This window comes from Burkholderia sp. AcTa6-5 (genome assembly GCF_017815075.1).
Classification (GTDB): Bacteria; Pseudomonadota; Gammaproteobacteria; order Burkholderiales; family Burkholderiaceae; genus Burkholderia; species Burkholderia sola.
In genome coordinates this window covers 500,893-513,384 of the sequence record NZ_JAGIQE010000001.1, presented here as the reverse complement: position 1 = coordinate 513,384, position 12,492 = coordinate 500,893, and the positions used below count along the sequence as shown (strand labels likewise).

Here is a 12,492-nt window from a genome sequence, read left to right as displayed (position 1 = left end):
GCACCGCATCGAATAGAGGCGGGCGGCCACATGTACCGCCGCCCGCGCCATTCGGTCAGCTTCAAAACCGCTGCTGAATCCCCGCCGTGACCCCGACCTGCGTGGTGCCATACCCGTTGAAATCGCGCGACACGCCGACTTTCTGGTCGTGTTTCGCGATCGCGAACGCCCCGGCCGCATACAGCACCGTGCGCTTCGACAACGCGTACTGCGCGCGCACCGACACCAGTGTCGGGTCGGCATCCGTGCCGCCCTTGATGTTCTGGTGATAGACGGCCGCGATCAGCGAGAACGTCGGCGTGAACTGGTACGACCCGCCGAGCCAAACCATGTCGCTCAACTGGTTCGCTGCCGTGGTGCGGAACGTGCGCTTGTAATTGCGGTATCCGGCCATCGTTTTCAGGTTGCCGAAGTCGTAGCTCAGGCCGGCATGAATGCCCTGGATATAGTTGACGGTATCGGCCGGCGTGACGCTGTCGGCCGCGCCGTTCTGCCGGTCAAACGTGACGACGGCGGCGAACGGCCCCGTCTCGTAACCGATCGCGAAATCGTACTTGGAGCTGGTCTTCACGCTGCCCGGCACGTTGCCGAAACCGTACAGCGCGCCGAACTTGAAGCCGCTGAATTCGCCGTCGTAGCGCACTGCGTTCGACGAGCGCGTGAACATGCCGTCCTTGCGGCCGCCCGTCGCCATCGACGACGAGGCCCACGAATAGTTCTGCGAGTAACCCATCGGGTCGAACGGCATCATGTAGTCGTACGTGACGGTGAAGTTGCGGCCAAGCGTCAGCTCGCCCCATTTGCTTTTCAGGCCGACCGTCGCGCGGCGCGCGAAGATCGAGTCCGGGCCGTCGTCGGACGCACCGTTCGCGAGATCGATGCCGCTTTCGAGCCGGAACACGGCCTTCAACCCGCCGCCGAGATCCTCGACGCCGCGCAAGCCCCAGCGCGACGTGTTCTTGTTGCCCGACTTCAGCTTGATCGAATTGCCGCCTTCCGGGGCCGCATGGTTCGCGAATTCGATGCCGGCGTCCATGATCCCGTATATCGTGACCGACGACTGCGCGTGCGCGACCGGCGCGGCGAGACAGGCGGCTGCAGCCGAACCGGTGAGGACTACTGCTCGAATAGAACGTTCTGCGCGTGACTTCATTTTGACGGTGTCTCCTGGGTTGTTTTAGGCGGGGTGAAACGGAAAACGGGCACGCAGCGCGCCATCGGCGGACGCGATGAAGCGTCCGTCGATGCGAGTCGCAAAGGGATACGCGCTCGACTGCCTGCGCGGCGGCGCGCGAGCCGCCGCGATCGGGTCAGCCCGCTTTCGCGAACGCCCAGCAGTCGTTGGTCGGGAATTCGATCCAGTGCTTGCCGGCCGCGCGCGGCACATGGCCGAACGCACGCAGGCGCATGTCGCCGCAATGGAACAGGTATTCCCATCGGTCGCCGAGATACATCGACGTGACGAGGTCGGCCTGCAGCCGGTTCGCGCCCGGGCCGTCGGCGACCTGCACGCGTTCGAGACGGATCACGGCCTGGGCGTCCTGGCCCGGCGCGAGCGTGTCGCGGGCAAGCGCTTGCAACTCCCAGCCGTCGCCGGCGAGCGTCACGCATTCGCCGTCGATCGCGGCGACGCGCGCGTCGATGCGGTTGTTGCTGCCCATGAACTCGGCCGTGTACAGCGAGCGCGGCGCACCGTACAGCTCGGCCGGCGTGCCTTCCTGCTCGATGCGGCCGTTGCGCAGCAGCAGGATGCGGTCGGACATCGCCATCGCTTCGGTCTGGTCGTGCGTCACGCACAGGGCCGACAGCCCGAGCGACACGATCAGCTCGCGCAGCCACGCACGCGCCTCCTCGCGCAGCTTCGCGTCGAGGTTCGACAGCGGCTCGTCGAGCAGGATCACCGGCGGGTTGTAGACGAGCGCGCGGGCGATCGCGACACGTTGCTGCTGGCCGCCCGACAGCTGATGCGGAAAGCGCTCGGCGAGATGGCCGAGGCCGAGCTGGTCGAGCGCGGTCTGCACGCGCTGCTTCTGTTCGGCCGGCGCGACGCGGCGCAGCTTGAGGCCGTAGCCGACGTTGTCGGCGACGGTGCGGTGCGGCCACAGCGCGTACGACTGGAACACGAGGCCGAGCGAACGCTGTTCGACGGGCAGGTCGATGCGTTGCGCGCCGTCGAAGAACACGCGCTCGTCGAGCTGGATGCGTCCGTCGGACGGCTGTTCGAGGCCGGCCACCGCGCGCAGCAGCGTGGTCTTGCCGCTGCCCGACGCGCCGAGCAGGCACACGACTTCGCCAGCCTTCAGTTCGAACGACACGCCCTTGAGGATCGGGTTGGCGCCGTAGCTGAGGTGCAGATCGTCGACGATGAGCTTATCCATGAAGTTTCACTCCGAAGCGCAGGGCCACGCCGAGACCGGCGCCGACCATCGCGATGTTGATGACAGAGAGCGCGGCGACCTGGTCGACGGCGCCGGTCGCCCACAGCGACACGAGCAGCGCGCCGATCACTTCGGTGCCGGGCGACAGCAGGTAGACGGCGGTCGAGTATTCGCGCTCGAAGATCATGAAGATCAGCAGCCACGCGGCGAGCAGGCCGAAGCGCACGAGCGGCAGCGTCACGTCGAGCGACACGCGGCTGCGCGTCGCGCCGACGCTGCGGCCGGCTTCTTCCAGCTCGGGGCCGACCTGCAGCAGCGCGCTCTGGATCAGCCGCATCCCGTACGCGAGCCACACGACCGTGTACGCGATCCAGATGCTCCACATCGAGTTCTTCAACTCGCGCAGGCCGGGCACGAACAGGAAAATCCACAGGAACGCGAGACCGGCGAGCAGGCCCGGCACCGCGCGCGGCAGCAGCACGAGGTAGTCGAGCAGCCTGGTCGCCCAGTCGGGGCGACGGTGGCCGGCGAACGCGACGAGCGAGTAGAAGCCGATCGCGAGCGCGCCGCCGATCACGCCGATGCCGAGCGTGTTGACGATCGCGCGCACCAGGTTGTCCTGCTCGAACAGCTCGATGAAGTTCGACAGCGTCAGTACCTCGGCGAGCGCGACGCCTTCGCCCCAGTTGGTCACGAACGCGCGCAGCACGATGCCCGAGATCGGCACGATCACGGTCAGCATCAGCCACAGCGCGACGATCGCGAGCGCGACCCAACGCCACACGCCGAGCGGCAGCACCGTCGCGCGGCCGGCCTTGCCCTTCACGGTGACGAAGCGGCTCGCGGTCTTCAGCAGGCGGCGCTGCAGCAGCACGAGCGGGAACGTGATCGCGACGATGCACACGGCGACCGCGGCCATCAGGTGATACGACGGCACGCCGAGCTTGTTGGTCAGCTTGTACAGGTAGGTCGCGAGCACGAGGTGGCCTTCCGGGTCGCCGAGCACGAGCGGCAGCCCGAACACCTCGAAGCCGAGGAAGAACACCAGCACGCCGGCGAACAGCAGCGCGGGCATCGTCATCGGCAGGCTCACGTCGAGCGCGACGCGGAACGGGCGGGCGCCCGTCACGCGCGCGGCTTCCTCGACGTCCGAGCCGAGATTGCGCAGCGCGGCCGACGAATACAGGTACACGTGCGGCACGTGCGTGAGGCCGACGATCACCGTGATCGCGAAGATCGAATACACGTTCCAGGGCACGTTCTGCACCCCGACCAGTTCCTTGAACCACACCGAGTAGAAGCCGACCGGGCCGGCCGCGACCACGTAGCCGAACGCGAGCACCATCGGCGACACGAACACCGGCGTGAGCAGCAGGGGTTCGAGCCAGCGGCGGCCGGGCAGGTCGGTGCGCACCATCAGGAACGCGAGGATGCCGCCGAGCGGGATCGAGATGAACAGCATCCCGCCGGCGATGATGAACGAGTTCTTCACGGCCGACCAGAAGTCGGGATCGCTGAAGATGAAGCGGAAGCCGTCGATGCCGAGCGTCTTGTTCGCGTCGAAGAACGGCGCGGACAGCAGGCTCTGGAACAGGATGAAGCCGAGCGGCAGCGCGACCGCGACGGTCAGTACCGCGACGACGATCCAGCGCAGCATGCCGGCGAGCGGCTGCAGGCGGCTGACCGGCAGCGCGGGAACGGCATCGCGCGGGCCGGCGGCGGGCGGAACGGCCGGTGCCGTGCCGCGTGTGCTGGTTGAAAGCATGAGTTCGCCCCTGCGGCCATCCGGATGGCCGCCTCAAGGAAGTCGGTGAGGAGAAGGGGCCGCCCGCGCGACGGGCGGCGGGCAGCCTGGGTCAGCCGAAGCCGATCAGCGCATCAGCGCATCAGCGCTTGATCGCCTGCTGCCATTGCTTCAGGAACGCGAGGCGCTTCGACTGGTCGAGATAGACGAGCAGGCCGGTGCCGATCTGGATCGGCTTCAGCGAATCGCCGAGTTCCTTCGTGAGGCTCGCGGCCGACGTCTCGCCGGTCACGTCCGCGCGGATCGCGTACAGGTTCGCCTGGTTCGCGATCAGCGTCTGGCCGCGCTTGGACAGCAGGTAGTCGACCCACAGCTTCGCGGCGTTCGGGTTCTTCGCCTTCTTCGACACGGTGGCGAGGCGGCTCACGACCTGTGTGTAGTCCTTCGGAAACACGTAGCCGATCGACTTGTCCTTCTTCGCCTTCGCGTACGCGTACGAACCGATGATGTTGTAGCCGATCAGGTTCTCGCCCGACGAGATGCGCTCCATCATCGCGCCCGTGCTCGACTGCAGCTTCGGGCCGGTCGCGCCGATCGCGTTTACCAGCTCCCACGTGACCTTCTCGTTCACGTGCGCGTCCTGGGTCAGGTAGTTGAAGCCGACGCCCGATTTCTCGATGTCGTAGGTCGTGACCTTGCCCTTGAACTTGTCGGCCTGCGTGGTGAGCAGCTTGATCAGCTCGGCGCGCGTCTTCGGCACTTCGTTTTCGGGGATCAGGCGCTTGTTGTAGACGATTGCGAGCGGCTCGAACGTCGTGCCGTACGCCTGCTTCTGGTATTGCGCCCATTGCGGCACGTTCGGGCTTTCCGGCGAATCGTAGGACGCCATCAGGCCGTCGTTGACGAGCTTGACCTGCAGGTCCATCGCCGAGCTCCACAGCACGTCGGCGCTGGTGCTGCTCGCCGCGTTCTCGCTGATGTAGCGGTTGTACAGCTCGGTGCTGTTCATGTCGTTGTACTCGACCTTCACGCCGTACAGGCTTTCGAAGTCCTTGATCAGCGGACGTACGAGGCCCGTGTCGGTCGTCGAGTAGACGATCAGCTTGCCTTCCTTCTTCGCGGCGTCGATCACGCCCTGGTAGTTCCCCGGGTAGCCGGCCGGAACCTGCGCGGCGGCGCTGCCGGCGGCGGCGCCCAGAACGACCGCCAGCGCGGCGGCGAGGTGCTTCGGTGCAAACGGCATGTCTTCCTCCAGTGATGCGTCGATGTTGTTCGAGTGACGCGGATGTTAAGTGCGACGCACTTTCAGCCCGCTTTCATTTCCGTTCACAATCGTGCCGTTCGTGTCATGGATTTCCCGAGGTCGACGCGGCCGCCGCCGCGGGTTTCTCGGCGCGCGGCAGGGTTCGAAAGGGAGAGGGGGCGAGGTTGCCGGCTACGCGGACGCGGCCAGCAGTTGTCCGAGGAGGCGGCCGCCATGCCGCGCGTGCGCGGCCGTCAGCGCGGCATACCCGACGACGACGCCCGCTTCGCACCGGGCGCTTCGACAGAAGCCGCGGATCGGCTGCAACTCGATGCCCGCCGCGCGGGCTTGCGAAACGTACGCAGCCTCCTTGATGCCGGGCGGCAGCCACAGCACGAAATGAAAACCCGCATGCTCGCCGGACACCGTGTATCGGCCGCCCGCATGCTTCGCCAACTGGTCGAGCACGATGTCGCGCCGCTGACGGTATGCGTGGCGGGCGGCGCGCAGGTGCTTCGCGAAATCGCCGTGGCCGATGAAGCGCGCGAGCGCGAGCTGCGGCGCGACGCCGACCGAGCGCGCGGTCGCGTGCCACACGGCGGACAGCGCCGGCCGCAGTGCCGCCGGCACGACCATGAAGCCGATGCGCAGCCCGGAAAACAGCGTCTTGTTGAACGACCCGCAGTAGATCACGCGATCGCACGCATCGAGCGATTTCAGCGCGGGCAGCGGGGCGGTCTGGTAGCTGAATTCGCCGTCGTAGTCGTCCTCGATGATCCACGTGCGGTGGCGTTGCGCCCAGTCGAGCAGTTCGAGCCGACGCGACACCGACATCGTGACGCCGAGCGGCGCCTGATGGGCCGGCGTCACGTAGGCGGCGCGCGCATCGGGATGGCGGTCCAGCGACGCGGTGTCGATGCCTTCCCGATCGACCGGCACGTCGATCGCGGTCGCGCCCGCGAGCGTGAAGATCTGCCACGCCGACGCATAGCCGGGATCCTCCATCAGCACCGTCGAGCCGGGCGCGAGCAGCGTGCGCGCGACGAGGTCGATCGCGTGGCGGATGCCGGTCGTGATGACGATGTCGCCGGCCTCGCACGGGATGCCGCGGTATTCGCGCAGGTACGCGGCGATTTCGGCGCGCAGGCTTTCGACGCCTGGGGCCGGCGTCGCGCCGAGCTCGTCGGCCGTTGCGGCGAGCAGGCCGGCGCCGAGCGCCTTCTTCCATTGCTGCATCGGCAGCAGGCCGGGATCGGCGAGCCGCGCGACGAACGGGACGCCCGGACGCACGCCGTGCTCGGGTTCGGCCGGGGCGGTGGGCGCGGGGGATGCCGGGGCCGGGCGCGGGGCGCTGCCGCGCGACTGAGCCGTCGCGCGCAGGTAGCTGTCCGGCACGACCGCGCACACGCGCGTGCCGGATCCTTGCGTGCGGCCGATGTAGCCCTCGGCGCACAGGATGTCGTACGCCGCTTCGACGGTGCCGCGCGCGATATCCCAGCGCGCGGCCAGCGTCCGGCTCGAGGGCAGCGGGCTGTCGCCCGGCAGCAGGCGCTTCAGGATCGCGTCGCGAATCGTGTCGGCGATGCATTCCTGCTTCGATTGCGGACTGCCGCCCGACAGCCCGGCGGGGCGCGGCAGATCCAGCGGAATCGCGGCTTTGCCTCGCGGCATAGTGGTCCAGTCAATAGTCGATTTAATGGCCCTTCAGCTTATATCACTTTCGCCTTAGATTGCTGTCGACCCCACCCATCCTGACCGAAACGGACTCACCGCATGAAGACGCGCTCATTACCCCGATGGGGCTGGCTGTTCCTGCTGATGCTCGTGGTGTGCCTGCCGCGCGTCACGATCGATGCGTACCTGCCGTCGCTGCCCGCGATGGCGGACGCGCTGCACGGCACCGACGCGCAGTTGCAGCTCACGCTGACCCTGTACATGGTCGGCTATGCGCTGTCGATGCTGGTGTCGGGGCCGCTGTCCGACCGCTACGGCCGACGTCCGGTGCTGCTCGGCGGCCTGGGCATGTACGTCGTCGCAAGCGTCGCATGCGCAGGGTCGACGAGCATCCCTGCGCTGATCGCCGCGCGCATGTTCCAGGCGCTGGGCGGCTGCACCGGGACCGTGATCGGCCGCGTGATCGTGCGCGAACGTTTTCCGGCCGCGACGCAGGCCACGATGCTCGGCCATATCTCGGCCGGCATGGCGCTGTCGCCGGTGGTCGCGCCGCTGGCCGGCAGCGCGATCGCCGAGTGGCTCGGCTGGCGCGGCGTGTTCGGCTGGCTGGCGGCGGGCGGGCTGGTCGCGGCCGCGATGGTGCTGCGCTACCTGCCCGAGACGCGCGAATGCGACGCGCGGCCGCCAGCCGGCGCCGGCGCGGGGTTGCTGCGAACCTACGCCGGCCTGCTGCGCGAGCGGCGCTTCCTGCGCTATTCGCTCGCGATCAGCTTTGCTTACTGCACGTACTACCCGTTCATCGCGGAATCGTCGACGCTGTTCCAGCGGCAAATCGGCGTGTCCGGGCCGGTCTATGCGGCGATCTTCGGCGTGACCGTACTCGGCTATCTGGTCGGTTCGAATATGTTCGCGCGGATCAGCGCGCGCTGGTCAGCCGATTCGGTCATCGCGGCGGCGGCGGCCGTCAATCTCGTCGGCGCCGCCGTGCTGGGGATCGGCGGCGCGATCGCCCCGACTTCGGTGACGGCCCTCGTCGCACCGATGTTCGTCGTGATGATCGCGGTCGGGATCGCGATTCCGGCCTGCCAGTTCGCGGTGATGCAGCCGTACACGAGGACCGCCGGCACGGCGTCGGGGCTGTTCTTCTTTATCCAGATGGCGATCACGGCCGCGTGCGGCGGCGTGCTGGCGTGGCTGTCGGACGGCACCGCGCGCCCGATGATCGCCGTCACGGCCGGCGCGAGTATCGCGTTCGTCGCGGTGGTGGCCGGTTTTCGCGAGCGGCGTGTGACCGGCGATGCGCGCATCGCGGCGCGCAACCGTCCGGCTGCCGAGCGCTGAGCGGCAGCCGCCGGCGCCGCCCGCGGCCGCTTCGCAACATCCGCGCAACCCGTGTTTGCGCGAGGCGTGGAGACGGAAAGGATCATGTAATGTAGCGGGCTGTCGCTGACCTTACCGGAATCCCCATGCGCGTGCTGCTCGTCGAAGACAACCCGAACCTGGCCCAGTCGCTGAACGACGCGCTGAGCGCCGCGCGCTTCGCGGTCGATCACATGGCCGACGGCGAGGCGGCGGACCACGTGCTGCGCACGCAGGATTACGCGCTGGTGATCCTCGATCTCGGGCTGCCGAAGCTCGACGGGCTGGAGGTGCTGCGGCGGCTGCGCGCGCGCCGCAATCCGGTGCCGGTGCTGATCCTCACCGCGCACGGGTCGGTCGAGGACCGCGTGAAAGGGCTCGATCTCGGCGCCGACGACTATCTCGCGAAGCCGTTCGAGCTGACCGAACTGGAGGCGCGCGCCCGCGCGCTGATCCGGCGCAGCCTCGGTCACGAGCACTCGCGCGTCGAATGCGGGCCGCTTTCGTACGACAGTATCGACCGCGGCTTCCATCTCGCGGGCGAGCCGCTGTCGCTCACGCCGCGCGAGCGCTCGGTGCTCGAGGTGCTGATCCTGCGCAACGGCCGCGCGATCAACAAGGACACGCTGTCGGAGAAGATCTTCGGGCTCGACGAATCGGTCAACGCGGACGCGATCGAGATCTACGTGTATCGCCTGCGCAAGAAGCTGGAGAACACGGGCGTCGCGATCGTCACGCTGCGCGGCTTGGGCTACTTGCTCGAAGCGAAGGCGGACGAGTGATCCGCCTTGACGCTCACCGTCATTCACTGGCCGCCGAGGAGGCGCATGCCGTCGCCGGCCGGCTTCGCAACGACGACCTCCGGCCCGGGCGCAGGGTAATGCGCCGCGAATGCCCCGCCATGCCCGTCGGGACGGCCCGGCGAGCCGCATGATGACCCGCCCGAACCTGCGCGCGCAGGTCGCGCTGTGGCTGCTGTTGCCGCTGCTCGGCCTGCTCGCGCTCGACTCGTGGCTCACGTACCAGCGCGCGATGAGCGCCGCGCACGTCGCGTTCGACCGCACGCTGTCGTCGTCGCTGAAGTCGATCCGCGAAGGCGTGCGGCTCAACGCCGGCGAGATCGAGGTCGACTTGCCGTATCTCGCGCTCGAAATGCTCGAATCGAGCGACGGCGGCAAGATCTACTACCTGATCCGCGAGGACAACGGCCGCACGGTCACCGGCTATCCCGATCTACCGCTGCCGCATGGCCGCGACGCGGGCGATGGCGCGCTGTTCGTCACGCGCTACTACGACGTCGTGTATCGCGGCGAGCAATTGCGGATGGCCGCGTTGCGTATTCCCGTGCACGATGTGCCGACCGCGCAGTCGCGCATCGTGTGGGTGATGGTCGGCGAGACGATCGAGGCGCGTCAGGCGCTCGCGCGCGAGATCCTGATCGGGTCGCTGCTGCAGGAAGGGCTGCTCGTCGTGCTGGCGCTCGGGATCGTGTGGCTCGGCGTCGGGCGCGGGCTGCGGCCGCTGAACCGGCTGTCGGCGACGGTCGCCGCGCGCACCGAGGACGATACGACGCCGCTCGACACGGGTGCGATGCCGAGCGAACTCGCGCCGCTCGTCGATTCGATCAACCAGTACATCGGTCGCACGCAACGGATGCAGGTGGCGCGGCGCCGCTTCTTCGCCGATGCGGCCCATCAGTTGAAGACGCCGCTCGCGGCCGTGCAGGCGGGCGTCGAGCTCGCGTTGCGGCCCGACGAGCAGCCGCGCGCGAACGTGCACCTGCGGCGCGCGAACGGCGCGGTGCGGCAGGCCGCGAAGATCGTCCAGCAACTGCTGTCGCTGTCGCGGCTCGATTCGGACAGCGGTCATGCGGTCGCACACAAGCCGGTCGCGCTGCATCGGCTCGCGCGCAGCGTGACGCTGGACTGGTCGCCCGTCGCACGCGCGCGCGACATCGATCTCGGTTTCGAGCACGAGGCCGACGTCGACGTGCTCGGGCAGTCCGACCTGCTCGGCGAGATGATCGGCAACCTGATCGACAACGCGATCCGTTATGTGGGCGACCATGCGGTGATCACGGTGCGCGTGTCGCGCGACGGGGCGGACGCGCGGCTCGACGTGATCGACAACGGGCCGGGCATTCCGGCCGACGAACGCGATGCGGTGTTCGAACGCTTCCATCGCGGCAGCAAGACGCAGACGGTCGAAGGCACGGGGCTCGGCTTGTCGATCGTGCGCGAGATCGCGCGCGTGCATCAGGGCAGCGTGACGCTGGCCGATGCGCACGGCGGCGGGTTGGTGGTCACGGTGCGGCTGCCGGCGGCGAGCCATCGTTAGAGAGGGTTTCGACACGCGTCGCAGCCGTTGCAGCCGAGTGGCGGGGCGCGCGGCCTGCCGACCGGACGCCCCGGCGCTCACGGTTTCAGCAGCAGCTTGCCGATGGACTTGCGGCTTTCCATGTCGGCATGCGCGTGCGCCGCGTCCGCCAGCGGGTATTCGCCGCCGATCCGGACCTTGAGCCGGCCTTCCGCGATCCAGTCGAACAGCCGCGCCGAGTGCGCGCGGAGCAGTTCGGGCGTGTAGATATGGTCGAAGAAGGTCGTATAGCCGATCTTGATGCTCCTCGGCAGGCTCATGAGGTCGATCGGCCCCGGCCCGCCGAGCACCGGACCGTACCAGCAGAAGGTTCCCGAGCGGCGCAGCACGTCGAGCGACCCTTGAAAGGTCTTCGGCCCGGAGCCGTCGTAGACGACGTGCACGCCTTCGCCGTTGGTCAGGCGCAGCGCCTTCGCGGCGAACCGCCCGCTGGTATCGACGATCAGATGATCCGCGCCCGCTTCCCTGGCCGCGGCGACCTTGTCTTCGGACGAGACGCGCCCGATTACCCGGCCGCCGCGCAGCTTGATGATCTGCGTCAACAGCAGGCCCAGCCCGCCGGCCGCCGCGTGGACGAAAGCGACGTCGCCCGGCTGTACGGGATAGAAATCGGTCGCGAAATGGCTGGCGGTGAGACCCTGCATCATCACGGCGGCGGCCGTGCGATCGTCGATCGTATCCGGAACCGCCACCAGCGACGTGGCGGGGATCGCAATTTGCTCCGCATAGCTGCCGGGCGCGTAGGCCCACGCGACGCGCTGGCCGGGTGCGATGCCGTCGACGCCGTCGCCGACCGCCAGCACCCGGCCCGCGCCTTCGACGCCAAGAATCTTCGGGTTCGGCCATCCCGTCCACGCCATGCCCTGTCGCACGCCGATGTCCATGAAGTTGACGCCTGCGAAGGCGATCTCGACCAGCGCCTCGCCCGTACGTGCGACCGGGGCGGGCCGCTCGACCTGCTCCAGCATGTCGCGACCGCCGGTGCCGTTCATCACAATGGCTTTCATGATTTACCTTGTTATTGAATGATCATTCATTAATTTGCCAAAAAAAATCTACCGTAGCGCCCGCAGCGTCATGTCGGCCAACGCGCTCAGGCTTGCGTGGTCGGCGCCGCCGCGACCGGCCGCGCGGATGCCGGTGATGTTCGCGATCAGGAACCGGGCGGTCGCTTCGGGGACGAGGCCGGCGGCCACGTCGCCTTCGCGCTGCGCATCGCGGACTCGGGCCGCGATCGCGGCGATCAGGCTATGGGCCAGCACCGCATGGATCTCGGCGAGCTCGGGGCGGGACACGCCGAATTCGTAGACCGAAATCGTACCAAGACAAGGTTGGGCAGCCGTTTCGACCACGCGACGGAGCAATGCGTCGATCCCGTCGATCGCGCGTGCGCCGCTGCGCAGCGCGTCGAAGTGCGCAGCGCATTCGCCCATCCCGTAGCGGCGCACGGCCGACAGGTAAAGCTGCCATTTGTCGCCGAAGGCCGCATAGAGGCTCTGCCGCCCGATGCCCATCGCGCTGACGAGCATCTGGGCCGAGCTGCCCTCGAAGCCATGCTCGCTGAAAACGGCGATCGCGCCGTCAAGCGCTGCATCCGTGTCGAATTCCCTTGGTCTTGCCATGAGCGAACTATATCAATTCAGGAACAATCGTTCAATAAAATTGTGGGTGGAGAGCCGAGCCTTGATCTGCCGGCGCATGTGCACGCCTGTCCGGCA

The 12,492-nt window shown here is 68.0% G+C and carries 10 protein-coding genes; 3 read left to right on the top strand and 7 right to left on the bottom strand.

Annotation, left to right across the window (positions count from 1 at the left end):
- Window positions 1-61: 61 nt before the first annotated feature.
- The 5 genes from J8I33_RS02195 to J8I33_RS02175 form a co-directional block, all read right to left on the bottom strand.
- Window positions 62-1,153, bottom strand: coding sequence for a porin (locus tag J8I33_RS02195; RefSeq protein WP_089489303.1), 1,092 nt, complete (start codon window positions 1,151-1,153; stop codon window positions 62-64).
- Window positions 1,154-1,310: 157 nt separating this feature from the next.
- Window positions 1,311-2,378, bottom strand: a complete 1,068-nt coding sequence (locus J8I33_RS02190) for an ABC transporter ATP-binding protein (protein WP_050010903.1) — start codon at window positions 2,376-2,378, stop codon at window positions 1,311-1,313.
- On the bottom strand, window positions 2,371-4,143 hold the full coding sequence (locus J8I33_RS02185) for an iron ABC transporter permease (protein ID WP_209932821.1): 1,773 nt from the start codon (window positions 4,141-4,143) through the stop codon (window positions 2,371-2,373). The genes J8I33_RS02190 and J8I33_RS02185 overlap by 8 nt, the downstream gene beginning before the upstream one ends.
- A gap of 121 nt (window positions 4,144-4,264) precedes the next feature.
- Complete coding sequence (locus J8I33_RS02180) at window positions 4,265-5,365, bottom strand: ABC transporter substrate-binding protein (protein WP_124593296.1); 1,101 nt, start codon at window positions 5,363-5,365, stop codon at window positions 4,265-4,267.
- A gap of 192 nt (window positions 5,366-5,557) precedes the next feature.
- Entirely contained in the window at window positions 5,558-7,036 is a 1,479-nt protein-coding gene (locus tag J8I33_RS02175) for a PLP-dependent aminotransferase family protein (RefSeq protein ID WP_209932819.1), read from the bottom strand.
- Between the two features lie 102 nt (window positions 7,037-7,138).
- Here J8I33_RS02175 and J8I33_RS02170 point away from each other — a divergent pair, with 102 nt between their 5' ends.
- The 3 genes from J8I33_RS02170 to J8I33_RS02160 all read left to right on the top strand — a co-directional run bounded on the left by J8I33_RS02170 (window position 7,139) and on the right by J8I33_RS02160 (window position 10,735).
- Window positions 7,139-8,380, top strand: coding sequence for a multidrug effflux MFS transporter (locus J8I33_RS02170; RefSeq protein ID WP_209932817.1), 1,242 nt, complete (start codon window positions 7,139-7,141; stop codon window positions 8,378-8,380).
- A gap of 125 nt (window positions 8,381-8,505) precedes the next feature.
- Window positions 8,506-9,180 (top strand): response regulator, encoded by a 675-nt coding sequence (locus J8I33_RS02165; RefSeq protein ID WP_050010908.1) that lies wholly within the window; start codon window positions 8,506-8,508, stop codon window positions 9,178-9,180.
- A gap of 151 nt (window positions 9,181-9,331) precedes the next feature.
- Window positions 9,332-10,735 carry a sensor histidine kinase gene (locus J8I33_RS02160; RefSeq protein WP_209932945.1) on the top strand — a complete coding sequence of 468 codons (1,404 nt, stop codon included), beginning with the start codon at window positions 9,332-9,334 and terminating at the stop codon, window positions 10,733-10,735.
- A 77-nt stretch (window positions 10,736-10,812) separates the two neighbouring features.
- On the opposite strand, the gene J8I33_RS02155 is transcribed toward J8I33_RS02160, so the two are convergent.
- Together J8I33_RS02155 and J8I33_RS02150 are read right to left on the bottom strand one after the other, a co-directional pair.
- Complete coding sequence (locus J8I33_RS02155) at window positions 10,813-11,766, bottom strand: quinone oxidoreductase (RefSeq protein ID WP_245170193.1); 954 nt, start codon at window positions 11,764-11,766, stop codon at window positions 10,813-10,815.
- A gap of 63 nt (window positions 11,767-11,829) precedes the next feature.
- The gene (locus J8I33_RS02150; RefSeq protein WP_089489307.1) at window positions 11,830-12,396 is read right to left on the bottom strand and encodes a TetR/AcrR family transcriptional regulator; all 567 of its coding nucleotides are present in this window, start codon (window positions 12,394-12,396) and stop codon (window positions 11,830-11,832) included.
- Between the last annotated feature and the right edge of the window lie 96 nt (window positions 12,397-12,492).